The following is a 26,691-nucleotide window of genomic DNA, read 5'->3' as shown; positions in this document are numbered from 1 at the left end:
AGGCATCACTATATATATGCTTATTTTTCTGATATAAATCGAACTTCACCCTCAATCAGAACACAGCCTTTGTTCCACCTCATACCCACCAACAAATACCACCTTGATTTTCTCTTTTGATTCTACGATTATGCAGTCGATTATTTGTCTGATAATTACATCGTTAAATTCCATAGGATGGTTTTTAAGTCCTTCTATGATTTGGAAGATTTCATCAAGTCTTGTTTTTGTATTTGCCTGTTTGCTGTTTGAGTTTTCATATATTTGCAATTCGTTTTGTAAGCTGTGTTTCTTAATTATGATTTCTTCAAGCTGTGATTCCAAAGCTTCTGCATTCTCAATATCGGCAGTTATCTGATTAAGCAAATCGACATATTCTTTGTCTAACCTTGCAATTTCTATTTGAATATCTATTGTTTTATCTTCAGTTTGTTCGCCTGAAAGTCCCATTTTAATGTGTTGCTTTAATTTTTCAAGCACTTCCGAGCATTTGCCGATGTTATTCTGAACAGCTTGTACAATGGCATTTTGCAATACACTTTCTTCAACTGACGGGGAGTGGTGACAATACTTTTTGCCGTAATCAAGTCGGTTAATACATCGCCACATTATTTTCTTTTTGCCGTCTGTTGTAGTCCAAGTGCATCTGCGATAGGGAGTGTGGCACTCACCACATATGAGCAGTTCCGACAGAGCGTACTTACTTGAGTATTTGCCCAACTCGGTTTTTGTGCCTATTTGTTTAACCTTTTTCTTACTTGTTCTTCTCGCCATTTCTTCCTGCACTCGATTAAACTTTTCGGGGGAGATAATGGCAGGGTGATTGTTTTCTACATAGTTTTGAGCCCTTTCTCCGTTGTTTCTTTTAACCTTTTTTGAGATACAGTCAACTACATATGTCTTATTTATGAGAGCGTCACCCTTATACTTTTCATTTGATAGAATTGATTTGACAGTACCGTAATGCCACACTTCCTTTCCAGTGGGGGTGGCAATCTGATTGGCAGTCAGATATTTAGCTATTGTTCTTACACTTTCACCCTCAAGATATTTATCAAATATTTCTCTGACAACCTTCGCTTCATCTTCAACGATTTCTGGTTTTCCGTCTGCTCCTTTTTTGTATCCAAGAAATGAGTTATAGGAGAATGACACCTTGCCTTCCTTTGCACTTTGTTGCTTGCCCCATTTTACATTGGCGCTGATATTTTCTGCTTCACTCTGTGCTATACTGCCGTAGATTGTAATATAGAATTCGGCGCCTGCATCCTTACTGTGCAGTCCCTGTTCTTCAAAATACACATCAACATTGAGTTCTTTCAGAATTCTTATATATTTCAGACAGTCAAGTGTATTTCGTGAAAATCTTGATATTGATTTCGTTATAATCATATCAATTTTGTGCCGCTTGCAGGCTCGAATCATCTTCATAAATTCATCTCGCTTTTTGGCACTTGTTCCCGAGATACCTTTATCTGCATAGATCCCTGCAAAAGACCATTTTGGCTCACTGTTGATTTTGTCGGTATAATGCTTTACCTGAACTTCATAGCTGTTGAGCTGTTCTTCCATTTGAGTAGATACACGGCAATATGCGGCTACCCGAATTTGTCTGTAGGAATTTTCGGCATCAGTTTCGGTCTTTATTTTTGGGGCTATGTAGTTGACCTTTCGCTGCAATACTGTTTGTTCCATAGTGCACCTCCGATTTTTTGATTATTCTTTAGCGTTATCTTTATATAGCTTTTGTCAAGGGTTATTGCGGTAACTGTTTTTGAGAATAGCGATAATGAAAAAGCTGAAAGCGGACTTGTGTTGAAGTCTGATCTCAGCTTTTCCGTTATATGATTTATCGAATTTATATTAGAATACTTTATGGAAGCGTTTCTGAATATCATCTCTGTAATGCTGTCTTTGTTAATTTTTCCGTGTTCAAGAATTTTTCTAATCTCATTTTCAATCCTTACGGTTTCGTTACTGATAACGCCACAGCCGTTATCCTCTTTTATTAAATCGGGATTTTTGATTATAGTGTTTAGCAAGTGGGTTGTTTCTTTAAGCAAAGTATCATCGTTGAGATGTATTATATTATGACAATCGTTGTTTTTGCAAATCCATCGAGTACCCTGAACACACCTTGTTTCGTGGTTTCGCTTTAAGGGCGAACCGCAGTTGGCACATAATATCGGTACATTGAGTTTGTATATATCCGACTCTCTGTCAACATTCTTTTGAGTATCTCTTGCAGTTTTCACTTTATTTGCCTTATCGTATGTTTCTTTACTGACTACAGAAGGGTATAAATCGATTCCTGTGTAAATATCATCATCAATTATTCTCTTGATTTTCCCTTTGTTCCACGATACTTCTCCGGGCATATATTCAATGTTCTCCGAAGTCAGAAGCTGTGCGATTTTCAGTAATGACAACCCACTGATATATAAATCAAATATTCTTTTCACTGTCATTGATTCTGTCGGATTTATTGTGATAATGCCGTTTTGATAAGCATATCCGTATTTAACCGTCCTGTTTTTCATTTTTTGTCCTTTCATCTAATAATCTCAGTTAATTCAAGTCCACCTGTTAAGGTGAATACAAGCTTATGATCATAGTCTGCTTTAATCAGTTCAACTGTGTCACTGAATATTTCCTCGTTGAATTGTTCACGGTAGTCGAATTTATCTATTATTTCACTCAGATGTTTCAGATTGCTGATTGTTTCCTCTGCTGAATCATCATTTAGCAGAACCTTGCGATCACTTCGCAGCTTTGAGATTTTTGAGTTGATTTCAAGAGTCTGCTTCGAGTATTCACTCTCACTTAATATTCCTCTTGTGCGGAGTCTTGCAACCATAATGTTCTGTGAGCTTAAATCGGCTATCTGTTTATCTATAGCGGATATTGTTGCCTGATTTGGATTTGATATATTTTCTATGTACTCAAGCTGACTAATCATATTGTCGAGAATTTCCGATTTATATCTTTTCAGTTTGCTCATCATCGTAATGTATGCGTCATATATATCAGTTTCAAGAAGTGTTTGTGTTGTACAATCTGTTTTCAGCGACGCTTTATATGAACAGCCCCAATACGCTTTGTTGTTGATTACTATCCGTCTGTAATTGTGGCCACATTCACTACACTTAATAATTTTGCTTAATGGATATGAATTTGTTAAATGTTGTACACTTCTCCTTTTTTGTAGTTCCTTTACTGCGTTAAATGTTTCTTTGGAGATAATTGCAACATTGCTGTTTTCTATATAGTATTTTGCACATTCACCCTTATTTTTCTTTCTCGCAAATGGTAATGCTTCTGTTGTATATGTTTTTTGTAGTAATGCATCTCCCATATATCTTTCATTATTAAGAACATAATCTACCGTAAAGCAATGCCATTTACCTTTTCGGGACGGAATTTGATTTTCATTCAGTGTATTTGCTATGGCTTGTTTTCCCATACCTTGTAAATACAGAGCAAATATTGTTCTTACTGTTTTTGCTTCATCTTCGTTAACTATAAGCTCATTGTTTGACAATCGATAACCAAAGGCTGGGTATGTAGTATTAAAAGCCCCTGACTCCATTCGTTTACGATAACTCCACCGCATATTATCCGATATATTCTGTGATTCCTGCTGTGCGGCAAGACCGGGAAGTGTTACAAATAATTCAGCATTCATTTTTTCGGAATCAAGAGCTTGTTCTTCGAAATACACACGAACACCTAATGCTTTAAGCATTCTTAATACGGTCAACAAATCACTTGTATTTCTCGCAAATCTTGAAATTGACTTAGTAATTATGCAATCAATCTTATGCTTTTCGCAGTCCTTTATGAGCCTTTTGAATTCATCACGCTTTTTCATAGATGTCCCTGATATACCCTCATCGGCATAAATATCAACCAATTCATATTCAGTGTGAATTTTAGAATAGTCAGTATAATATTTAATCTGAGTTGCAAATGAATTTAACTGGTCTGAAGAATCACTTGACACTCTGCAATAGGCTGCAAGTCGAATTTTTTTATCTGAATTTTTTGATGGCTGTATTTCAGTAACTACCATTTCAACGCCCTTTCCTTGGATTTTTGCAAGACAACAATATCACAATAGTTTGAAACTATCCAGCGAATATTACATCTTTTTTGAGCTTTTTATGCGGTCAGCAAAATGTTTTCAGATTCTTTCAAAACTATTTTTACTACGCATTTGTATTCTTCTTCTGTCAGTAAATTCATTTTAAAGAGAAGTTTCAACATATTCAATTCATAGTAACATTCTGAATTTTTTATTGCTCTACTCTTATTCATCTTTTTTGTTTTCCTTCGCATATTTGTAGTTTTCCGTATCTTCATCTGCTTTTGATGTGACACTGCAAAGGCACATTACCGCTACTCCGATAAACGCACCAAGAAACAAACCTATAATAAAACCTAACATTATAATCTCTCCATTCTATAATTTTATTTGTTACGCAGGCAACGGCTATGCACAGCACAACCGCCGCCTGCTGTTTATCAATCGTTTTGGATAGTTCTGTATTTCACACTATCCGATTGTCGCTATTTATCCTCGATTTCCTGCGACAAGGAACACATCAGACAGTTGTGCATACAACTTCATTGGAATCTCACCACCCTGAGGATCTCCCAGAGCCGCCCTCGTATGTTGCGACGGTTTTATCACGCTCGACTTTCGACCGGACGGAAGTATCATTATCCCATCTGCCTGTCATCGCCTTCTTTATATTTACCTTACAAAGTCAGAGTCCTAAAGTCCTTTACAGGAGTTCGCTCTTGTAGCTTGTCCATTCCGAACAGCAGAAGGAAAGTATCTGATGTGCTGATATTCTGTTTTCAAGGTTCACAGAGGTATAAAATAACCCCCTCACTTTATTTGCCGTTAAGTGAGAGGGTTGATAACCATAAAAATTAAAAATTTTAATTTTTATTTTCTATGATTTTTTTAAGTTTTTCAAGGATGCGATGCTTTCTTTTGTTCACTGCTACCTGTGAGATACCAAGCAATTTAGCTATCTCTCGTTCAGTCATATTCTCAAAAAACACCTTTTTAATAATATCCAGTTCTTCCGCTGTCAGTTGTTGCAAAGCGATATGTAATTTTTCAAGATCAACATTTATCTCAACCTCACATTCTACACTTTTACTGTCATACGAGAATTGCATTGAATTATCATCAATCAGCCTATTAAGAGAATCTTCTCGACTTGGCACAATTTCTTTGATATTTCCATCCTTTTCTTTAATAACACGCTCTGTTTTCAGATCTTTTTCAAAATAATCAATTTTTCTTTGACCTTTCACATAAGCTGCATAGACTTCGTCTGTCACTTCAATAAAATGACCGTCTATCCATAATTCTTTCAATATTATTTCCTCCGATTGTTCTGAATTTCCGTAATTTCAGATTAATCGGAGGGTTTTTATTCCTATAAAGCATTTTGCCCTTTCTGCTTTTAACGCAAAAAAGGTAAAAAAAATGCCGACAGGTAATAGCATTAAAAGCTATAACTTGTCGGGATTTATTATGTAATTAAATTATTTCTTTATGTATTTTATCTATTTTCGTTATTATGAGAACAAAGCATATTTATAACAGTCTGATTAATATAAAATGAACCTTTTGCACCTGAATCTCTTCTCATATTACGAAAACATTTTCTGACTTTAGCTCGAATATTGCTATATTTTGTAATATCATTCAAACATTCATTATATACATCAACAATATCCCATATTAAACTCACCGAAAATGTATTGCACATTTTCTCATAATTTTCGCAAATAAACTTCTTTAATGGAGATATAATTAGATTTTGTTTTGCAGCAGTATTCATTTCAGCACGTACATTTTTATTATGAGCAATGTATTCATCCGCTAACAACTTGACTAATATATCACTCAATCTTTCATATAAAGGCCTATTATTTTCATATAATTCGTCAACCATTTTCTGTTTGCGTTTTATATGATTAATTAACAGCGGAATAACAACCAGAGATAAAATTCCACCTACAATTGACGCAATCCATACACGAATATCTTCAGGACAGGATAAAAAAGCTAATGCAGTTGGTACACCAATTATGACTACAGAACAAACAAACAGAATAATATAGTTTACAACTAACATTTTATCACAAAAATCACTTATTTTATCAAAGACTCTTCTAACTTTTGGCCGCTCTTCCCTGAGTTTTTCAAATTTTAATAACATTGTATAAATTTTTCTTTCTCTAAAAATTGAGTAATCTTAGCCTCTGTTTTGAAGTAACAAAATTACTCTATTTATCAGTATATTAACAATACTAAAAAGAACTACAGAAAACAACGCAAATACAACCAGTAACCACACAAGTAATAAAAATGAAATTGAGTAGAGGTTAATAAGAAAAGTATTACCTGTCAAAGCAAGAGAATTAATATTATTTGAATTATCAACAATCACCGATATGTAATAGGACACATCAAAAATATTATCATTTGGTATATACTTTGATATTATGAAAATGCTGAAATCCGACAGCAGGAATATTGTCAGCAATACCACAGGTATACCGAGAGCTGTTATAATTAACAGAATATATTTGTGCGGTATTGCTCTCAGTGATTTCCAAAAATAATTTTCAGTCAGATTTTCTTTGATATCGGCAACAAACTTTCTGCATAGTCTGTACCATATTTTCAAAGACACGGCACACAAAGCTATAAACAAAATCAAAAGTAAAATATGCTCAAAGTTTTCGATAACCTTTGCTTTTTCGGAAAAATTCGTCGGGTGGTACTGAGTCAAATTCATCTGCTCAATCAGTGGCGCTGAAAAAGATTTGTTGTCATAAGCAATGATATTAACGTCGCAGTTTTTGTATTCTTTGTAGCCGGAATAAGGGACATAAACTCTCTGCTTTCCGTCGCTTGATAGGCTGTTTATTATGTTTTCATCTTCATTTATGATACCGCAAATTGTGTAAACTTCATCATTTAGCGTTATTGTTTTTCCTACTGCATTAGTATTAAAAAACAGTTTAAGAGCAAGACTGCTTTCAATGACAGCAACCTTGTCTTTATTCTCCATATTCTCTTTTGTAAAACCTTTTCCGATTAGTTTATGATTATAAATCTCAAAGTAACTCTCATTGGTAAGAACCGGTAAAACCGTTTCCGCTTTAACACTTGTTTCTTCAAGCTCTGCACAAAAACTTACTCCATCAAAAGAAATTCGCTCTGACAGTTTTTCAATATCTGCAATAGTAAGCGGTAAAGCGTCTGATTTCAGATTATAATTCATCTGCGTTATAGAGGGCAGCTGACGCAACGCATTGCCGCTGACATAAAAGCAAAGGCAAAAAACACAAATGGTAAGTACTGTAACTAAAACAGCAGAAAAAATTCTCTTCTTTTTCATCCGCTATTCCTCCTCAGCAATATGCACCCTGTCACCATTTGCAATGCTCTTTGAAGTCGAGTACACAACCTCCATACCGCTGTATATATTGTCAGAAGTTACCTCATAATAAAGGTCGTCACTGTTTTTGATGTCTACGGTAACTTCGCTGACAGTGGTTTTGTTATTTTCATCAGTTTTTGCAACAAATACCGTCCCTGTGTTCCCCATTGCATCAACAGCAGAAAGCGGTAGTAAATATCTGTCATCACGGCTCTGCTCTCCGTCAATAGTACCATATGTTACCTCTGTAACCTTTACCTGCGGCAAAAGTATGTTGTCAATAGTGGTTGAGAAGTATGTAAGAAGAGCAAGCGCAATTAGAAATGCAATACCAAATCGTAATGCGTATTTTTTCAGCTTATTTTTTTTCATTTGGCACTCTCCTAACTTTTATCAACTTGAATAAACGGCGAATCTATATCCCTTTGCCCATAAAGATAAATAAGCAAAGGAATTATCATAAACATAACTCCGCAGGCAAAAATTATTCCATAATCGGAGTTACTTATATCCGACAGTCCGATTGAAAGTGGATACATAGCCTCATCATCAAAGTAGATAAGCGGCTGTTCAACAACATTCCAATTATCAATGAAGCAGAGCAAAGTCAGGGTAATTAGCCCTCCCTTTATTTGCGGCAAAATAATGTTTGTAAAAATCTTAAAATATGACGCACCGTCAATTCTTGCGGCTTCAATTGTTGATTCGGGAATATACTTTATGCTCTGTCTTAATAGACAAATTCCGAATGCAGAAAATGTACCGGGCAGTATTATTGCAAGAAAGTTATTAAGAAGTTCAAGATTGTCAAGAACAATATAATTCGGTACAAGTGTTACTTGCAAAGGTAAAATTAACAGAACAATATAAACAAAAAACAGCTTATCTCTGAAAGGAAATTTCAGCTTTGCAAAAGCAAATGCCGCAAGTGCAGATACTATAACTTGAGCTATTACTGTTGGAAATGTTATAATTACCGAGTTCCAGAATTTAAGAAGATATTCAGGGCGTCTGAAAAACACCTGATAATACTGTTCAAGTGAGAACATCTCAGGAATGAGGTTAATCTCCTTATATGCTCCGTTAGTAAAATCCAGCATTGAAGCGACCTGCGAATTTGACATAAACGAACAGGCAATCATATACACAACAGGGAAAAGAAAAATCGCTGTAATTAAAATAAGAAAAATATACTTAATAATTTTTATCGTTCTTTTCACTTTACTGCCCCCTATTCTGCAAAGCTGTGCTTTCGTTCGAAAATGAAGAAAGCAAGCAGTACAATTATCATAAACGCAGATAAAATTATTGATGCTGACGAAAGTCTGGGATAATTCAGATTGTAGTAATTATTATTGATAAAGTTTTGCAGAAAATAGACATTTGAATTCGGATAATCACCAAACAATGCAAAGACCTCACGGAAGATTTTGAAAGAATAAATCAATTCCATAAGGAAAACAAAAAATGTTGTCGGTGTAATCATCGGTATAGTAATTCTTGTAACTATTTGAAATGAACTTGCACCATCAAGCCTTGCACTTTCATAGAGCGACTGCGGAACATTTGCAAGTCCTGCCGTAAACAAAATCACACAAAATCCGCAGTATTTCCAAATGTAAATAAAAATTATCATCACCATTGAAAATTCGGAATTAAAAAATTCAATAGTATTAAAACCGAAAAAATTAAGTATTCCGTTAATTGCTCCGTAATCATCAAAAACCACCTGCCACACGCAGATAAGCGAAGCTACAGGCACTACAACAGGGATAAGCAAGGCACTTCTGAAAAACGATGATATTTTCTTAAAAGAATTAAGAAACAGTGCAATTAAAAACGAAATCACCATTAAAAGCGGTATTGCAACAACAGTAAATATTGATGTGTTTTTTAAAGCAAGCAAAAAGGTATTATTTTGAAAAAGGTGTATGTAATTTTCTATTCCTACAAAAGTGCCTCCAACGTATAGGCTTTTTATAAAACAAATTATGTACGGCACAACGTAAAAAACTGCTATCCCTAAAAATGATGGCAATATAAACAGATATGCCGCTATATGCTCTTTTTGTTTCCTTGTTAATTTAGATTTTCTCATAATTCATTCCTACTCAGTCAAATAAATTTCCGTTGCCGCCGAGAGCTGACGAATAAACTTTTCCTTTGAAATATCCCCGTTTAAGTAATCGTTCACAATATCTCCGATAACCGAGGAGTTGTAATAAGTATTTTCAAATTCCAGATAATCATATAAAGTACAACTGCTTATACTGTTAATCATATCTAAATATTCATTAAAAAACTTAGTTTTTATTTCATCTGAATATTCTTCCTCAGATTTCTCATACTCTCCATCATCATTAATATCATATACACGTTTTGACGTATAGTCAATTACATATTCAAAAGCAGCTTTATTTACAGGCAGTGCCCTTACCACTATTGATGGTGATGAGCTGCTTTCACTCCATAATTTTTGAATATCATAACTTAAAACATATTGAATAAAAGCCAATGCTTTTTCTTTGTTATTTGAATTATTATTCAATGCAATACCACATTGAACAAATGCTGATACTGCATTCGCCTTTTTATTGTAGTTTGGAATAATAACCGGCGTGCTGTTATTATTATAAATATAAAAATAAGAATTTAGCGTACTCATCATAGAACCGTCGAAAGATAATTGTGAAGTACGAAACAAATAATTACCTATTATATCCCATGTAGTTCCTTCTTTTCTTGAATTATCATTCCTAATCATTTTTCCAATATAATCTAAGCTCTCGGTAAATTCATCGCTTGAAAATTCTGTAGTTTTATTATAAAAATCCACATATTCATTAACATAGGAAAGGAAGAACTTATATGTTTCATCTTTATTTCCAAAAAGCGCATAACTATGGTCTTTGTCAGATAACCGTATCTCTAACTCTTTAAATGAAAAGTTAGTATTTCCCAGATTATATTTATCTAATATTTCCTGAGTTGTTATAAGTATATTGGGGCAATAAGCTATAGGTATAATATATCGCTTTCCATTGTAAATTCCGCAATCCATTATTGTTGAATTATAGTCATCAAAATCTATATCGGATTTGTATAATTCCGCAAGCTCATCTATATCCGCAAATGAACCGTTATCAATCAGCTTTTCAAAAGGTAATTTTTGATTCAATGAAATTATGTCGGGTCCTTTCCCCGCCATTATCTCCGTTGATATTTTTGTAAGCATAGTATCTTCCGAATCAAATTCCACAATTTCAATTTGATAGGACTCATCGTAATGCTTTGTACAATATTTATTGTACCTTTCAATAATATCGCAAATATCATCCTCATAGTATGCACAATATGTAAGCTTTGAGGAATTGCTTGAAGCTGTGCTTTCACCACATCCGCTGAAAGCAAACACAGTAATAATAAATTGTAATGTTAAAATTATCGCAATTTTATTTTTCATAATGATTCACCTTGTGATTATATATATCTTAACATAATTCTAAATTATTAATCTGTAGTTTATCTGAATTTTTATTAATTCAGGTAGATTGGAGGACTTCTGTTTTAAAAAAACATAACTGCCCTTTCTGCTTTCAATGCAAAAAAGGCAAAAAAATAATGCCGACAGGCAATAGCGTTAAAAGCTATTACTTGTCGGCATTTTAATATTTTTTTACGAACAAATATCCTTAATAATATTACCGTCCTTTATTTCTATAATATGGTGGCATTGATTGGCTATTTCTAAATTGTGTGTTACTATAACTATTGTAATTCCATTCCTGTTTAAATCAAAGAGCATTTTCACTATTTCTTCCGATGTTTTACTGTCCAATGAGCCTGTAGGTTCGTCGGCAAATATGTATTCTGGGCTTGTAACCAAAGCACGCGATATAGCTACCCTCTGTTTTTGACCACCGGAAAGCTGTGATACTTTTTTAGCTTTCAGGGACACAATTCCTGTTTTCTTTAAAGCTCTCATTACTGAACCTTTTTTATCCTTTATTTTCTTATTAAAATATAAGGGTGTCATTACATTTTCAAAAACAGTAAAATCATCAATCAATGCAAAATCCTGCAATACTATTCCAATCTTAGAACTTCTAAGCTTTGATTTTTTACTTTCGCTAAGTTTATTAATATCAATATTATCAAGATAATATTCTCCGTCAAAATTATCAATGCATGACATAATATGTAATAATGTGGATTTACCCGCACCGCTTTCTCCTATAATTGCAACCGTTTCTCTATCGTCAATTTTTAGGTTTATGTTGTTTAACGCATGAACCATATTTTTTTTCCCTTTTAAATATATCTTGTTCAAATTTTTAATTTCAATCATAGTTGCCTCCGATTATCTTTTATATTTAAAAACTTCTATAGGTGGGTTTTTCTTTAATATTCTATAAGGAATTAACGATAATGATAACAGTATCATAATTATAGCTATTATAGCAATATAATTAAGCCAACACATACTTTTTTGCATAACAAAAATAAATATTACAAAGAATACAACCAATGTCAGAACAATATAGATAACAGTATATAATAAACTTATCAAAAAACATTTTTTGGTTGAAGCACCGCATAGATATAAAATGGAATAAAAATAAAGATTCTTATAAGTAGAAATAGCAATGCAACCAATCATTCCAAACAACGAAACTAAAGATAAAGTTAAAAGAATCGGACCTAATGCTCTAACTCTTGCATAAGCATCTTCTTTTCCGTTTTCTAACACATCAAAAAAAGTTCTGACATAATAATAATTACTAAACAGTTTATAAGCTTCATTTAAATCGTTTGAATTTTTTAAAACTATAGCTTCAGTCATTCCGGTACTAATAATTTCTTTTGGCAAATAATTATATAATGTTAATAACGGAATTTCAAATGATTCATCTGCTTTGCCTAACATATCTTTTGTATTCAATTCTGTACCGCCATTATTAAAAGTACAGTAGTAGGAGGTTTTTAATATACCAACAATCTTTCCCGTAAAACCATTTTCTGAATCAATATCAATTATGTCACCAATATTAAAATGTTTATTTAAGGAATAAGGTATTACTACAGGAATGTTTTTTAAATCATCTGTACACTCGTTTAGCCATGTTCCTTCTAATAATTCGGGAGTATAATCATTTACAAATTCATTGCTATATCCATAAAGAGTATATTCTCCTAAGTAAGCTACACCACCCAATTCACAATAATCTATTGAATTTTCGGGCAATTTATTTAATAATCTTTCCGGAACAGGATTACCGCCATTATCAACTATTATTCCGTTTATATTTGAAAGTCCACTGCTAATGTACTCATCAACTGTAACAAAGTAACTATTTGCAGTAACTAAAATATCGCTTAATAATAAAGTGGAAGCAACTAATTGTATTATTATAATTATGCTCATTAATATATTCTTACAGAAAAGATGGTATGAAAATTTAATTAACTTCATTATTTTGTCACCCCAATCTTTTTTCGGAAATAGATATATTTTTTACATATTTTGAAATTACAGGAGCACTAGTAATAATAATAACTATAAAGTACACTATAATCATACTAATGTAATCATATATTCCTAAGCTGTATGTAAAATCCTCATATTGTACATATTCAATTATGCTTGGCAAGACACATCTTGAAAAAATACATCCACATACAAATGATATTAAAGCAATAATGAAAATTACATTAGCTAAGAGAAAAATGCAAGTTGTTTTTGTCGCACCGTTCAATCTATAAATATAAATAATTTTGTTATTCTTTTCTAATATATATAAATAGACAAATGCTACATTTATCATTGATAACAAAAATATTCCTATATATATAATAGTAGTAGAATCATTCCATAAGCTGTCAATATTTTTTATTCTTTCCGGATAGATTATTTCTGCATTTTCAAAGCATTCCGTCAATTGAGAAATAATTTTATTATTTTCATCGTCATCAGGATATTTATCTAAAACAATTGATACAGATTCATTATTATGCTTCACATCATTTATAGACGATATAGGCAATATATTATAACCGCCAACTGAATATGTACCAATTACAGTATATTTATCATTACATATTGATATTTTATCCTCTTCTATCACACCTTCATCACCTGATATTATTACATGTTTGTTTGTCACAAATTCGTCTTGGTTGAAATATCTACCATGCTTAATGTGATTGGGATAGTAAAGATAGTCAAACATTATTCTTGTATCATCAATATTAGCTTTTATGGAGACTGCATTTAATTCTAAATCACACTTATTATTAAAATGCTCTATCTCTTTTAGCATCGTATTATCATCAATGAATGCACCATTAAACGATACAGTATAGGTCTTAGAACTATCATATTTTTTATTTGCATTTGTATAGCTTGCAAAATACGAAAACACAAAAAGAGATGCAAATATAGATATTATCTGTATTAAGCAAAGAAATCCAACCAATAACTTATTATTTTTAAAAAAATGCCAAAAGATTTTAATTGATAAATTTAACATTAGCTTCATCCTCAAAAGGATGCCCTTATAGTACAAGGACACCCTCAACTTGAATATCTACTTATGATTGAGTTCCCACAACATTGTATATTAATGTATTGCTGTTATTGCTCAACGTGAAAATGTGTTTAGTGCTACCAACAGTAGTACCGTAGCCTGCCTCTTTGTTTACATAATTTGAAGAAGAACCGCTTGCGGCCAAGTCACCGTTTGTTTTATAAATATAAACGGCGACACTTGTTGATTTTAAACTGCTACTGCTATTAATTTTGGAATAAGCTGTATCAGAATATGTAGGGAAAGTACTGCCTTTCCAATGTTGTGCGGTGACTGTTGCACTACCTCCACCAGAAACCGAAAGCGATTTTGTATGCTTTTTCTCAGTTTGATCGGTCTTACTGAGTACGTACGAACCCGAACTGGTTGTGGTTGCAGCTGATGCACTAAAACAACCTAACATTATCGTTGAAACCATTAAGATACAAAATCCTAATAAGAACATTTTCTTTTTCATTGTAAAACCTCTTTCTTTTTAATATATTTATAATTTTTCGCAAATTATTAAAACATCGGAAACTCCTCCTTCCTGAGAATACAATAAATAATTTCTTTTGTATTTATGTTCTTCATTTATATTTGTTGAGTTTGTCTACAGTAACCTGAAATCGTAAATGCTTAGTTTAATCCTAGTTTAATTTGTAATTTGGACTTTTCTCATTAATAACACCAAGGTGCTCATTATAACTCCGCATATCAAAGAGTACCCTATGTTTCTGAGTTCTGTTAAAACACAAAATAATGATATGATAAATATACAGACTGAAATTAAAACAGCTAATGTTTTGTACCACTTTTTCTCGTAACTATTCAATGGATTGTTTTCTGTGTCAAGAGGGGACATTAATATTATCAACACCACACAAAGCAATTCAAATATTATGAGTAAATAAGTAAATATATTACCAACACTATTTGACAATTTAATTAAGCACAACATTATTATGCTTGAAATAACAGAAAACGCATAACACCTGACCGGCGTTTTAGCGTGATAGCCGCCTGCAAACTTACGGATAGCTATAAAAGAAAAATAGAAAACTAAACTTTCAATAAATAAATTGAAACACAATCCTAATATCATAACAGTTGCAATATGTATTAATGATGATAAAATAATATTAGCAGCATATTCGTAAATTTCTTTATCTTCGTTTTTTATAAGGTCGTTTGATACAAAAAACTCTATGAGTTTTGAACTAAACTTTTCCATTACTTTATCTTTTTAAATTTGTCAAGCTTGGCAGGAGCCTTAGGCTGATACATAAAAAAGCAAGTGGATGAATTAGCATTTATTGAGAGTGCTAATGTAAAACTAGCAATAATTGCAGGTGAAATTTTGCAGATAATGGTTTTAATTGTCTTCATAGTATTATTTCCTCCTTTTGTTGGAATTTTAACACATATTAGAAATAAAAACATAATTTTTGCAAAAATGATATCAATTTCATTCAAAGTGATGTATTTTTCTAATTATTTCGTCAAAAATAAAAAAATTATACCTAAAACAATGACATTTTTTGCAATATATGTTATAATTATGTTATAATTCGCGGGAGGTTTTCCTTTTGAAAGTATTAATTTGTGACGATGATAAATGTATTGTCGATGAAATTAAAAACAATCTGAATACATTTTCAGATAAACATAGAATAGTTTTTGATATTGATTTGTTTTACAATGGTGTAGAACTGTTGAATAGTAATATCAGTTATGATATGGCGTTTATCGACATTGAAATGCCGCAGGTAAACGGGCTTACTTTGGCGGCTCATTTAAAAGCTTTTAATTCCAATATAATTATTTTCATAATTACTTCCCACGAGTCTTATCTTGACGACGCAATGGATTTGGATGTGTTTCGCTATCTGTCAAAGCCTATTGACAATGACCGTTTTTTCAGAGCATTAAATACGGCTATTAACTATTATCATTCCAATACTCAAATAATAACTCTTGAATACTATGACGAGTATTATTCTGTTTTCACAAGCGATATAGTATATATAACTACTGAAGAAAGAAAGGCTGTTATTATAACACGGCAGAAGAAGTATTATACAAATAAAAAATTAAGTTGTTGGAAAGAAAAACTAAAGGATTACGATTATTTTGCACAACCGCATTACAGCTATCTTGTTAATCTGAGGTATGTCTCGGATTTTAATAAGACTCAGCTTAATATTAAAGTAGATTTAAAAACTGAAACTCTACCTATATCTCAAAGGAACTATTCAAACTTTAAAAAGGCATATTTTGCATACATAGGGGTATAAAAATGGTATATACAATTTGCTATGCGTTTATTTTTCTTGCAGAAATTCTGATATCACTGTTTTATTTTGAAAACAAATTTGAAAGAAAATCAAGCAAAAAATTTTTGTTATTTTCAGTTGTTATTGTGTATGTATTATTGTATTTATCTCGATTATTGAATTTAACATTGGTTAATTTAATTGCATTTTTTGCGTGTAACTTCTTTTTACTTTATTTTTGTTATTTCATAAGTGTTAAATCCTGTATTTTCCACTGTAGCATATTACTTATATTTATGGCAATCACAGAAAGTATTGTTATGTTTGTTTCAACAGTATTATTCGGTACGGATTTATTCACTTGCCTGGATAATTCTCTAAGTCTCATTATTCAATCGACTCTCAGTAAACTGTTATATTTTTTGATAATTTACTTTGTATCAAAATTCTCAATAAAAGAACATAAATCAGAAAGTTATTCTCTTTCTATACCTCTTTTGGTTTTACCTGCCTCAAGCATTCTGCTACTGTATGCAGTATCATATGCACTACACAATTTTGATTTAGAACAAAAATACATGTATTTATTAATAATAAGTATAGTGCTATTACTTTTCTCAAATATAGCGGTTTTTTGGGTATATGAATTTACTTTGAAAACTCAAAGACACAATATGGAATTGGAATATGAAAGGCAAAATGAAAAATCTACGGCTGAGTATTATGATTTACTTAATGAGCAAAATGAAAACTCAAAAATTGTTATGCACGACATAAAACGGCATTTAAACGCCATTAAGAGCATTGCCAAAGACAAGTCTGTTACAGAGTACATAGACGATTTTATTGAAGACTTCAGCATAAATAAATCTGTTGATTATTGTAACAATCCTATGGTCAATTCAATCGTCAACAGGTACAAATCCTTCTGTGACAAGTTCGGGGTGAAGATGAATATTGACATCAGAAGTGCTGATTTTAGCTTTATGAGCGAACCCGACATAACTGCTCTGCTTGACAATCTGCTTGAAAACGCAGTTGAAGCGGCACAAAATACAGAGAACGGATTTATAGATTTTTCGGCTTTCGTCCGCAAAAATAAGTATCTGTCAATACAGCTTACAAACTCTGTAAAGAATATTATAACCGTCAAAAACAACCGCATAGCATCATCAAAAAAATCTGACGCAATACATGGAACGGGACTGAAAAGCATTAAAAGAGTAGTTAAAAAATATGACGGTGAAATAAATATGAACTTCAATGAGGATGATATGACCTTCACATCAAATGTTGTGTTTGAAATTCGGAGATAACGCAGTAATCGAATCATATAATTCCTTGACTAATGAAATGCATTATATAATGAGAAATTCCAATACCTAATAATACTGATATCAACAAGATGAGATCTAATTGATGGAATTAAGAATCGGAAAGAAATTGCAAATATAAAAGTTTTGCAGTTGGATTTATTGTTATTATTTTTGCCTATTAAACATTTTATATAGCAAGCTACTTTTACCCCCATGTTCACGGTATCTCTGCTTGGTTTCGATTAGTCCAACTTTTTTTAAATCTTTAATAGCTCTTCTAACTGTGGCAGGCGACAGCTTTATGTCGCCTGCTATTTTATTTACTGAAGGCCAACATTCGCCGTCTTTGTTGGCTCGGTCAAGGAGGTAGCGATATACGGTAAATGCTCTGTGTGGTAAGTCAATTTTGTAGAGATAATCAAGGTTGCTCATTGTATTTCGCCTCCGTTTTTAGAACTGTCTTTTTATCTGCGCCTTTTGACTCGTCATCATTTTCGTTAGGTTCTGTACGGATATTTCCGGTCTGTGGATTATCAACTTCATCTGTTTCAGGTACAGGCTTTTCAGTTAGTTCAGGGGGATAACTTTCAATAATACCGTTTATTATTTCAACTCGGTTTGCATACTGGACATTTCGGTTGCCGTTTTCTGCTACCTGATATTGTTCTTCAAATTCAATTCCCCACTTAAAGAACAGTTTTAACTTAACCCTCATCGGGTAAAAGCCTGTTTTCATAACAACAAATGTACCTTTTGGGAGCGACTTTAATTCGTCAGGTGTCATCAACGGTCGTTCTATCATCTGCAAAGACTGCGACGGGTCGTTCTTACTTTTACTTACAGAACCACTCATTACAGTTCTACTGCCAAGTGACTTTGACAACACTTCAGCACTTGTGCTGTTGGGAGCAAAGCCACCGAAGATTGTTAGCTGTGTGTTGTCGATTATGACATCTGCACCCTCTTTACCGTAGTTCTGCTCAAGCTGTGCAAAGGATTGAATGATTGGCACTATCTGCAATCGTCTTGAACGAGAAGCAGAGAACATCATTTCTGCCGATTCAATCTTAGGCAGAGTTCCGAATTCATCGCAAAAGAAAACACAACGGTTTTTAAGTTTACCTCCGTTTTCATCAGCAACTGCAAGTATTTCCCTGTAAAGCTGTTGGATAATTAGCGACACCATAAAGAATGTATTGGGATTTTCCTCCGGCATAACAATGAAAATTGCACTTTTCTCCTTGCAAAATCTCTCCGCATCAATTTCTGTATCAAAACACAAAATCTGCTCTAACTCGCTGTCAAGAAAAGCATTAAGCCTTGAAAGTGCCGTACTCATAACAGATGCCATACTCTGCTCTGATGTGTTAAGAGCCGCACCGGCAAACCATTTAGCCTTGTGATTTTCAGGGAGTAAATCCATAAGCTGTTGAAACTGATTTTTTCCTTTCTGTCCTGACGGAGCAAGCAATTCCTGAATGATTTTATAAACTGAAACAATGTGCCTTTCTTCAGGCTTGCAAAACTCTGCAACTAAAAGAATTGTTGCAGTCAGCAATCCTTCGGCAGAATCATAGAAATATGAGTTTTCACCGAAAGATGCACCGTCCATTCCGTTTGAGATAATCGTCTTTGATATGATTTTTGCGTACTTTTCGGCTTTTGCCTTGTAGGAAAGGCAGTCGGGATTTTCCTTGTATAAATCAAAATATTTATTCACAAGGTGCAGAAGGTTGTTTCCGTGTGAGCGTGTGGGATTACGCAAATCTATAACCGAAACATTGTAACCGTAATACTTTTCTGCAATCGTTCCGTAATTGCGAACTACATCACCTTTAGTGTCCGTTGATAAGAATGACATACCTGTTGCACAGGCATACTCAATGCAGGGATACAGCCAGTAGGCAGTTTTACCCACACCTGCCGCACCAATCATAAGTGCGTGAACATCTCCGGTATCGACAAGTGCTGTTGTACCACCTCTATGGCTCTTACAACCTACAACTATACCTTGTTCCGTAGGTCGGCTGTCGGGATTTGTTCTCCATTCAGTCGGCTGAAAATCAACTTGCTTGTAGGTGTTTCGTATCTCTTTTTTGGTCGCCCACCGAGCTGTGCCGTGCTGTCCTTGTCCAACAGTTTTATCCTTTATACGATTCAGCGAATAGTAATTACCCACAGTTGAAATGATTATTAACATAGCAAACATTGTGCCTGTTGCGATAATCAAAGTTATAATTCCTGACGGCATAATTGTTCATCTCCTTTCTCTGATAAAGTTAAATCCTCATTCCAGTCCTTATGAATTGGAATGAGGATTTCATTTTGTATGTTCATTTTGTTTAATTTTTCTGCAATTCTTTTGTTTGCTAACTGTCCGGCTTGGTCGTTATCGAAACATAGATACACATTTTTGATGTTGGGGTTGTCTTTCAGGCATTGAAAAAGCACCCTGTTCGAAACTGAACAGGATGCCCCATAGCTGTGACTTTTCCAATTTTCCTTATGCATACTTATGAATGACAGCATATCTATCGGTGCTTCAAACAAATAAAATCTGTCGCTTTTTCCATGCCAATGAAAACTAAACTCAGGCTGACTGCCTGCAACATTTCCTTTGTACGGATTGCTTGTTACCGTTCCCCTCTTATGTGCGTGGCGAGGTTTACCGTTTGTATCGTAGCCTACGAACAAAGCACTATGGTAGTCGGCAGATTCATAAATCATCTTTCTACGCACAAATTCATAAAGCACATCTTTATCAATGCCACGAGTCAACAGCAGATAAGAAAAAAGTCTGCTCATTCTGTCATTCTTCTGCGGCAGTTCAAAGTTTTTGTACCTTATTTCTATGGGCGGTGAAGTTATTATCTGACCGCCACTACCATTCAAAAGCATTTCCACCGTTTCGGCATAGTCCTTGTTGTAAAATCTGCGGACAAAATCTATTGCATCTCCGCCTTTCTGTTCGTACTGATGATACCAGAGATGACCTCTGATTGTTACCTTTTGTGAACCGTCAAGCCACTCATACTCCGAACCGGAACGCTTAACTTTTTCACCTTGGCTTACAAGAAAAGAGGCAAGGTCTGTTCGCCTTGCCTGTTCTCGTTGTTCTTTTGTAAAATGAATGTATGTTGATATTGTTATCACTTCCTTAGTTTTAATATATTTTTCTTTTCTGCTGTAATATCTTAACTTGGGTAAGTTCTTCTCCTATCACCATGACAGGTGGCACCTGTCTTTGTTTGGGTATAGTTGCCCCTTGGCGGAGAAATATTTAATTTTTACGCTTGAAATAAAACAATTTTTTGCTATAATAATATTATAGAATAGTCCTTAATGAGTGTGGTTGCAATTTTGATTTCTGGCTTTTCTGTTTCAATTTCTTTTAAAATCAAGAGCAATTTAGATTTCAAATTTACATTGTCTGGAGAGAATATTATGAAATTAATAGTGACATGTATGCTGGCGGATATTACAGGCGGTTGTGGAGATTGTAACAGCTACTATGTCCAGTATCTCAGCCACACATTGAAATAAGGTAACACGCCTGGGGGTTCGACTCCCCCAGTCTCCGCCATTTACATTTTCAAACCCTGTGCCTGCTTCTTATCATTAATCTTCTGCTGTAATTTTTTATCTGTTCTTTGTGCTTTCTGCTTTTCTTCAAATCTCAGTTGATTTTGAATCATATTGCAGAGGTAACGCAGGAGATTTAATGAAGAAACTGCAACGCTGTTTCGGTTTGTTTTAATTGAATAATGAGGATACAAAACACCTCTGCCTGAATCAAAGACTGATTTGACAGAGGTGTTTTCTTCATATTTAAAGGGACTTGTAACAGGTTCTTCGTCTGCATTCTCGATTTCTTCAACCTCGTCTTCGGCGAGTTTTAATTTCAATGCTTCCTTGATTATTGCATTCTTAATAGATTTGAATTCTTTGTTTTGAGCAAGAGGTATTCTGTCCGGCACTTCATCTGTGTAGGTTTTGATTGTGTTTTCCTTTTGCTCATACCATAAATCATACAGTTTTGCTATCCTATCATCACTTGCAAGTTCTTCAACAATAAAATCCACAAGTGCCTTTACATCAGGCTTGAGATAACCGTAAACTTTTTTGCCACTTGTCTTTGAAAGCCTGTGGGCAAGTTCCAACAGCTTTTGCTGAATAGATGAGTTGATATGGATTTCAGAATTGATTTTAGAAACCAAATCATCAACAACATACCTCGCCTCTGCTCGTAGCTTATCCCTGTGTTCTGTTTGCTTTTCGTATACGCATAATAAGTCCTGTTGAAATATATCCTTCGCAAAAGAGGAACGCAGATTTTCAACTCCCTTTTGAGTAAGATAACCTTCATTTTCAACAGTTGAATATGCAATCAAATGAACATGTGGATGATGTGATTCATTATGAAATGCAGCATACCAATGAAGATTTTGTGTAGGTATTTTCAAGTTTTCAGCAAGAGTTGCTGTCTGTGTTCGTAGCATATCTCTCCATCGAGTACCCGTGTTAAAGCCAAGCCGTTCAGCATCTTCTCTGCGAATTGAAATAATTGCAGTCCAAATATTCCCTTTGTGATTGTTAAGTTCTTCAGATACCTTTGACAACTGAACCTGTACGCCATCATCTGTGAACAGACCATGAGAGCCAAATCTTTCGGCACGGGGACGGGTAGCAATATATTTTGCATATGATTTTCTGCCCTCAATTTCATAAGCATTATCCTCAATCGCACGGGAAATAAAATCGGATGCCGTACCCATATTCAGCTTTTCAAGGTAGTCCGCATACTCAAACATTTCCTTGCAGTCTGGAAAATCTTTTATGATTTTTTCAATTAGATTCTTCTGCTTAGTCGTTGCAGGAGCAAACTTTTGCGTATCGTCTATCTTGTCAACGCCATCACGAGTAGCAATATACTTTGCATAACCGCCTGCACTTACTTTTCGATTTGGCTTGAGATACTTGAGATATTTGAATTTGGTAACCAGTCTTGGCATTATAATTTATCCTTTCTGCCAATTGTAAGCATCGTCTAAAGAAAAAGAACCGTTTAATCTTTTGACTTCCTTTACACATTCACCACGAAGTTTATTAAGCAATTCCTTATCAATATTCTGCGTAGCGGCAACAATATTCATTGTCATCGCAAGCTCAACAGCAAGTTTGAAAATCATTCTGTTCATTCGATTGTCGCTCTCGGCAACAATTGATTTTAAAGTTGATGTAAGAATGTTTGGAAGATACTGACTATTGTCATTAGAAGAAAGGTAACCTATATAAAAAATGATTGCTTTTTCTATAAATTCACTTCTACTACCACAGTTATCCTCCTTGTAAATATTTTCAACCATATCAAGTGTTGATTCTTTTATCCAAAGTGCAAATTTTCTTTTAACTTCTTTTCTATTATCCTTTTCATTCAAGTACAAAACCTCCTTTAAAGTCACAACCCATAGTTGTAACTCCTACAATTATGGCTGTTTATTCGGCAAATCGGGCAGAACAATCCACATATATGACCCCAATGCTTAAAATTAACTCCTATGAAATTATGAGACCTAAAAGTGCGAAAAACCGCATGGCAGTCGGCGTTGCCGTCTGCTGTGAACCGACACGAGGGAGCAACTGCAACCCCGTGTCTTTCTCCTGCTTAAATACCTACCCTCGAAAAACTGCCCAATTTGCCGTAACTTCGATTTTTCACACCTTGCCACAAACCGCCTGATTTTGGCTTTTATGCGATTTCGGATACTTTCCCGACTTCTTGTTTAAAAGCCGACACGTGGCAAATGTGGCGAAAGTTTCGCCGATTATTCCTTATTCATAACCTTGCCTTTTACGACTTCAAAATTGCAGTCGATATATGAGAGTTTGTACTCTTTAACTTCACGACTTAGTATATTGAACATTTCCTGTTCCAGATTCAGAGAATTGTATTTCACATCATCATTTAATGTGTCATAGCATATCCATCCTTTGCTGTCGGGAGTGTCCTTTACAAGAATGTCATATCCTATCGTCATACAGTCAGGTGTGGGAAATATTATTGCATTGATTTTTACACAACCTACTGTGAGAGATGCAAATAACTTTTCATGCTTGTCCTTTGGATTTTCGGAAAGTATCTTTCTGACTTCTTGCGTTGATAAATACCTTCTAAAAATATATTTATCTCTAAGTTGCTTTTTCAGTTTCTTTCTCTCATTCACAATTTCATACCTCCCATGCTGAAATCTTCATCATCAAATAAATTCGGCTCACTGTTTTGTTCTTCCATAAATCTATCTGCGCTGTTCTTCACTGCATCTTTAAACACACTGTCATCAAGATTGCAATCATGGTAGCCCTGAAGAACTGTGTAATAGTAATTACTACCGGGCAATCCAAATTTTTGCTTTAAGTCCATAATGTAAACCATAGCAGACAGTTCTTCTCCGTTGTTCATCTTGACAGAAACATCCTGTTTGAAATAGTGCGAGGGATAACCCTCATATCGGTCAAGTCGCATTTCATCAATAGGTTTTATATCCCATACAGCAACGGGAACGGACTTTCCTTTGCAATGTGCGATAGTGGCATATGCTCCGGTCGGCATACCTTTAAACTGCAATTGATAATTTTCTATCACTCCTGTTCCTACAAGAGTTGCAGTTGGACAACGATATGCCATCTGCTTTAAATTCAAGTTGCTTCCATAGGCAACATATAACTTACTCATAATTCTTCCTCCTTACATTCTCATAACTAAACCCGAAGTTTCTTCCTGCTGTTCAGCAGTTTCAACTTCGGGTTCTGAATTTATATTTTCATTTGTACTGTTCTGCAAGACCTCAAGTCTTTTCTGTGCAAGTCTTTCCTTTTGCTTTTCAGCCTGTGCAGGATCTTTCCACGCAATATTGCCGTCAAGATTTTTCAGGAGATGATGACGGGCGGTTTTAAACTCGTCACCGATAAGTCCTAACCTCAACAACCAAGTACGGAAAGTATATTTTTCGTTATCCGATACTGTTTTTGTATGTCGTGCAGACTTTTGAATTAAAGCCTGATGACTTATTGCAAGGCAAAGCTGAATTGCACTTTTCACTTCTCCTGCGTGTAGTGTTGAATTGAACAGGCGAAATTCAATAGTACCCTTACTGAACACGCTGTGCAAATTCAATCCGTGATAACGGCTGTCATCATAGTGTCTGTAACTGTAGTCACCTCCGTCATACCACATTGATTTTAGTTGTTCCATTGAAAGAGGAGGTCGGTTATTGATTTCATCAAGAAATCTTGTATCCATCTTCTGACAGTAATGCTCACGGCTAACATTCACTTTAAGTGACTTTTAGAGCAAGTCCTCTTTTGATGCCATAATATTAACTATATTGCGAAGTGTTTTCGGGGTGTGTGTTGATGCGTCTATGTGGCAATGCATACCGCAACTTGAATTAACTCTTGCTCCTGCACCACGAAGTTTTCTGACTAACTCCTGTATAGTTTCAATATCATTGTAATTACAAATGGGTGTGACGAATTCAACAGAGTACAAAGCACTTGCCTGTTCACCTGAACGGTTGGTACATCTAAGGCTCGCATCACGCATAATCTTCCATTGTCTGTTATCATTATCACGGACAGAATATGAATCATAGCAACCTCCGATATGAGTTGCTGTGGTATTAAAATAACCGGCTATCACTTTCGCCGCAGTACTGCGAGTGATGCCGGTCATTTCAATTTCTACACCAAAGTTTTGAGTTTTCAAGTTACCACCTCGGTATTTTCTTCCTGTGGCTTTGGCTTTTTAGGTTTGGGTGGTTTTGCCTGCAATGACTTCATATCAATAAATTCCCTGACATTTGCAGGAACATATTTTGAGTACAAAGTATCAACCGATTTTTCCAGTTCTTCTTTGAAATCAAAATCACGCTGTGACATATACAGCTTGACAGCAGACAGTTTTTCATCATCATACATTATGCTTACGCTTGTTTTCTTCATTTTGATTTTACCTCCACATATTTGATATTTGGTATCTTCATCCACTTAGTCCAGCCACGATTTTTAAGCTGTGTTTTCACAACTCCGTAGGCTGTGCCTTGTGCTTCTATTACTTCTCCGTTGCCGACATACACACCTATGTGACCGTCCATCCATACAGCAAGTCCGGGTATATCGGGCATAGTTGAGATTGCTCCGCCTTCTTTAACATTGTTCCGGATTGTATTCGCACCGCAATCAGTAAAGCCGTTTGAACCGACTGTTATCTGATCACTGTCAGCATTGTACCAAGCGTATGATTTAATCAGTCCTATGCAATCAACAACTCGTTTGCCAAGCCATTTTTCACCGACAGTTCTCATCTCTCCACCTGCCTCGTTGTTGCCGGGAAACAGACTTGCCTGCTGGTCGAGATACTGCTTTGTACAAACTTGTCCGTGACCGCCGTATACATAACCCCAGCCGTTTTTGTATGCGTTCTCACACCACTTAACAAGGTCAAGATTATTCTTTGTGGTCTTATCAGTAAAACCTGCGGTACTGATTTCAGCACCATTGATTGACTGCATCATCTTTTGGAACTCGTCATATTCAATCTCTGTTCCGAATTTCTGATTGACGGCATTTATCAAATCCTCATCAGACTGATTCTTCTTAAAACAGGAAACAAAGTTTTTTACAAAATCTTTATCCTTTGATTTATCAGACAGAGAAAACAGATATATTACCTCTGCCTGCGTATTGTAGTCAGACAATTTCTTTTTATCAAGCTGTTTTTCAACCTCGGTCATTGTGTCGTTGATAAGCTGAAAGTTTGCCATCTGCTCGGCAGATATATTTTCCTGTATAGATTGACTTAACTTGTCCGTGTCAATATCCATACTGCCGTTAAAAATTGAAATAACAGCAACAATCGGCATAACCACAATTATGATTATGCCGATTACTATACCGCCTATTGTTTTTATTACTTTTTTATCTGTTAGCAGAGCAACTGCTATTTTCTTCAGTGCCGCACCTATTGTGGCAGACATTGTATCACCTCCTAAAAAATGCT

At 34.6% G+C, this 26,691-nt stretch carries 29 protein-coding genes and 1 pseudogene; 2 read left to right on the top strand and 28 right to left on the bottom strand.

Features of this window, described 5'->3' with window-relative positions; translation table 11 throughout:
* Positions 1–51: 51 nt before the first annotated feature.
* From AAAY30_RS02380 to AAAY30_RS02295, 18 genes are all read right to left on the bottom strand, one after another.
* Positions 52–1,695, bottom strand: a complete 1,644-nt coding sequence (locus AAAY30_RS02380) for a recombinase family protein (RefSeq protein WP_499215848.1) — start codon at positions 1,693–1,695, stop codon at positions 52–54.
* Positions 1,656–2,555, bottom strand: a complete 900-nt coding sequence (locus AAAY30_RS02375; protein ID WP_295026589.1) for a recombinase family protein — start codon at positions 2,553–2,555, stop codon at positions 1,656–1,658. The genes AAAY30_RS02380 and AAAY30_RS02375 overlap by 40 nt, the downstream gene beginning before the upstream one ends.
* Positions 2,552–4,072, bottom strand: coding sequence for a recombinase family protein (locus AAAY30_RS02370; protein ID WP_295026590.1), 1,521 nt, complete (start codon positions 4,070–4,072; stop codon positions 2,552–2,554). The genes AAAY30_RS02375 and AAAY30_RS02370 overlap by 4 nt, the downstream gene beginning before the upstream one ends.
* An 89-nt stretch (positions 4,073–4,161) precedes the next feature.
* Positions 4,162–4,317 carry a hypothetical protein gene (locus AAAY30_RS02365; RefSeq protein WP_295026591.1) on the bottom strand — a complete coding sequence of 52 codons (156 nt, stop codon included), beginning with the start codon at positions 4,315–4,317 and terminating at the stop codon, positions 4,162–4,164.
* The gene (locus AAAY30_RS02360; RefSeq protein WP_295026592.1) at positions 4,310–4,447 is read right to left on the bottom strand and encodes a DUF3789 domain-containing protein; all 138 of its coding nucleotides are present in this window, start codon (positions 4,445–4,447) and stop codon (positions 4,310–4,312) included. The genes AAAY30_RS02365 and AAAY30_RS02360 overlap by 8 nt, the downstream gene beginning before the upstream one ends.
* Positions 4,448–4,947: 500 nt before the next feature.
* Positions 4,948–5,394: an RNA polymerase sigma factor gene (locus AAAY30_RS02355; RefSeq protein WP_295026594.1), complete on the bottom strand. Its 447-nt coding sequence runs from the start codon at positions 5,392–5,394 to the stop codon at positions 4,948–4,950.
* 188 nt (positions 5,395–5,582) lie between these two features.
* A complete protein-coding gene (locus AAAY30_RS02350) occupies positions 5,583–6,245 on the bottom strand; it encodes a hypothetical protein (protein WP_295026596.1) in 663 nt (220 codons plus the stop codon).
* Between the two features lie 36 nt (positions 6,246–6,281).
* Positions 6,282–7,433, bottom strand: a complete 1,152-nt coding sequence (locus tag AAAY30_RS02345) for an ABC transporter permease (protein WP_337781443.1) — start codon at positions 7,431–7,433, stop codon at positions 6,282–6,284.
* A gap of 3 nt (positions 7,434–7,436) precedes the next feature.
* Positions 7,437–7,847 carry an efflux RND transporter periplasmic adaptor subunit gene (locus AAAY30_RS02340; protein ID WP_295027203.1) on the bottom strand — a complete coding sequence of 137 codons (411 nt, stop codon included), beginning with the start codon at positions 7,845–7,847 and terminating at the stop codon, positions 7,437–7,439.
* 11 nt (positions 7,848–7,858) lie between these two features.
* Positions 7,859–8,695 carry a carbohydrate ABC transporter permease gene (locus AAAY30_RS02335; protein ID WP_295027202.1) on the bottom strand — a complete coding sequence of 279 codons (837 nt, stop codon included), beginning with the start codon at positions 8,693–8,695 and terminating at the stop codon, positions 7,859–7,861.
* An 11-nt stretch (positions 8,696–8,706) separates the two neighbouring features.
* The gene (locus AAAY30_RS02330; RefSeq protein WP_295027200.1) at positions 8,707–9,381 is read right to left on the bottom strand and encodes a carbohydrate ABC transporter permease; all 675 of its coding nucleotides are present in this window, start codon (positions 9,379–9,381) and stop codon (positions 8,707–8,709) included.
* Positions 9,382–9,582: 201 nt separating this feature from the next.
* The gene (locus AAAY30_RS02325; protein WP_302704195.1) at positions 9,583–10,938 is read right to left on the bottom strand and encodes an ABC transporter substrate-binding protein; all 1,356 of its coding nucleotides are present in this window, start codon (positions 10,936–10,938) and stop codon (positions 9,583–9,585) included.
* A 213-nt stretch (positions 10,939–11,151) separates the two neighbouring features.
* Positions 11,152–11,823: an ABC transporter ATP-binding protein gene (locus AAAY30_RS02320; protein ID WP_302198913.1), complete on the bottom strand. Its 672-nt coding sequence runs from the start codon at positions 11,821–11,823 to the stop codon at positions 11,152–11,154.
* 12 nt (positions 11,824–11,835) lie between these two features.
* A complete protein-coding gene (locus AAAY30_RS02315; protein WP_302198912.1) occupies positions 11,836–12,948 on the bottom strand; it encodes a hypothetical protein in 1,113 nt (370 codons plus the stop codon).
* 7 nt (positions 12,949–12,955) lie between these two features.
* Positions 12,956–14,005 carry an FtsX-like permease family protein gene (locus AAAY30_RS02310; protein WP_295058548.1) on the bottom strand — a complete coding sequence of 350 codons (1,050 nt, stop codon included), beginning with the start codon at positions 14,003–14,005 and terminating at the stop codon, positions 12,956–12,958.
* 61 nt (positions 14,006–14,066) lie between these two features.
* Positions 14,067–14,519, bottom strand: a complete 453-nt coding sequence (locus tag AAAY30_RS02305; protein WP_302198911.1) for a hypothetical protein — start codon at positions 14,517–14,519, stop codon at positions 14,067–14,069.
* Between the two features lie 177 nt (positions 14,520–14,696).
* A complete protein-coding gene (locus AAAY30_RS02300) occupies positions 14,697–15,275 on the bottom strand; it encodes an accessory gene regulator ArgB-like protein (protein ID WP_302198910.1) in 579 nt (192 codons plus the stop codon).
* On the bottom strand, positions 15,275–15,430 hold the full coding sequence (locus AAAY30_RS02295) for an AgrD family cyclic lactone autoinducer peptide (RefSeq protein ID WP_296152243.1): 156 nt from the start codon (positions 15,428–15,430) through the stop codon (positions 15,275–15,277). The genes AAAY30_RS02300 and AAAY30_RS02295 overlap by 1 nt, the downstream gene beginning before the upstream one ends.
* 200 nt (positions 15,431–15,630) lie before the next feature.
* On the opposite strand from AAAY30_RS02295, the gene AAAY30_RS02290 reads away from it, so the two are divergent.
* Positions 15,631–16,338: a LytR/AlgR family response regulator transcription factor gene (locus AAAY30_RS02290; RefSeq protein ID WP_295026612.1), complete on the top strand. Its 708-nt coding sequence runs from the start codon at positions 15,631–15,633 to the stop codon at positions 16,336–16,338.
* Positions 16,339–16,991: 653 nt separating this feature from the next.
* Complete coding sequence (locus AAAY30_RS02285) at positions 16,992–17,633, top strand: sensor histidine kinase (protein WP_295026610.1); 642 nt, start codon at positions 16,992–16,994, stop codon at positions 17,631–17,633.
* 165 nt (positions 17,634–17,798) lie between these two features.
* Here the strand turns inward: AAAY30_RS02285 and AAAY30_RS02280 are convergent, their stop codons facing one another.
* The 10 genes and pseudogenes from AAAY30_RS02280 to AAAY30_RS02235 form a co-directional block, all read right to left on the bottom strand.
* A complete protein-coding gene (locus AAAY30_RS02280) occupies positions 17,799–18,065 on the bottom strand; it encodes a helix-turn-helix domain-containing protein (RefSeq protein ID WP_295026608.1) in 267 nt (88 codons plus the stop codon).
* The gene (locus AAAY30_RS02275; protein WP_295026606.1) at positions 18,052–19,884 is read right to left on the bottom strand and encodes a VirD4-like conjugal transfer protein, CD1115 family; all 1,833 of its coding nucleotides are present in this window, start codon (positions 19,882–19,884) and stop codon (positions 18,052–18,054) included. The genes AAAY30_RS02280 and AAAY30_RS02275 overlap by 14 nt, the downstream gene beginning before the upstream one ends.
* Positions 19,866–20,786 carry a DUF3991 and toprim domain-containing protein gene (locus AAAY30_RS02270; RefSeq protein WP_302601837.1) on the bottom strand — a complete coding sequence of 307 codons (921 nt, stop codon included), beginning with the start codon at positions 20,784–20,786 and terminating at the stop codon, positions 19,866–19,868. Before AAAY30_RS02270 ends, AAAY30_RS02275 begins: the two co-directional genes overlap by 19 nt.
* Positions 20,787–21,217: 431 nt before the next feature.
* Positions 21,218–22,645, bottom strand: coding sequence for a MobP3 family relaxase (gene mobP3, locus AAAY30_RS02265; RefSeq protein WP_295026604.1), 1,428 nt, complete (start codon positions 22,643–22,645; stop codon positions 21,218–21,220).
* Between the two features lie 6 nt (positions 22,646–22,651).
* Entirely contained in the window at positions 22,652–23,071 is a 420-nt protein-coding gene (locus AAAY30_RS02260) for a hypothetical protein (protein WP_303248613.1), read from the bottom strand.
* Positions 23,072–23,458: 387 nt separating this feature from the next.
* Entirely contained in the window at positions 23,459–23,857 is a 399-nt protein-coding gene (locus tag AAAY30_RS02255) for a hypothetical protein (RefSeq protein WP_295026602.1), read from the bottom strand.
* On the bottom strand, positions 23,854–24,366 hold the full coding sequence (locus AAAY30_RS02250; protein WP_302601836.1) for a gamma-glutamylcyclotransferase family protein: 513 nt from the start codon (positions 24,364–24,366) through the stop codon (positions 23,854–23,856). The genes AAAY30_RS02255 and AAAY30_RS02250 overlap by 4 nt, the downstream gene beginning before the upstream one ends.
* 12 nt (positions 24,367–24,378) lie before the next feature.
* Positions 24,379–25,398 (bottom strand): annotated as a pseudogene (locus tag AAAY30_RS02245) (amidoligase family protein).
* Positions 25,395–25,634, bottom strand: coding sequence for a DUF6103 family protein (locus AAAY30_RS02240; RefSeq protein WP_303248614.1), 240 nt, complete (start codon positions 25,632–25,634; stop codon positions 25,395–25,397). Before AAAY30_RS02240 ends, AAAY30_RS02245 begins: the two are co-directional and overlap by 4 nt.
* Positions 25,631–26,668 carry an NlpC/P60 family protein gene (locus AAAY30_RS02235; protein ID WP_499215849.1) on the bottom strand — a complete coding sequence of 346 codons (1,038 nt, stop codon included), beginning with the start codon at positions 26,666–26,668 and terminating at the stop codon, positions 25,631–25,633. Before AAAY30_RS02235 ends, AAAY30_RS02240 begins: the two co-directional genes overlap by 4 nt.
* Positions 26,669–26,691: the final 23 nt, after the last annotated feature.

This window comes from Ruminococcoides bili (assembly GCF_040093295.1).
Taxonomy (GTDB): Bacteria; Bacillota; Clostridia; order Oscillospirales; family Acutalibacteraceae; genus Ruminococcoides; species Ruminococcoides intestinale_A.
The sequence above is the reverse complement of the archived record's forward strand: the minus strand, read 5'-3'. Positions and strand labels throughout refer to the sequence as shown.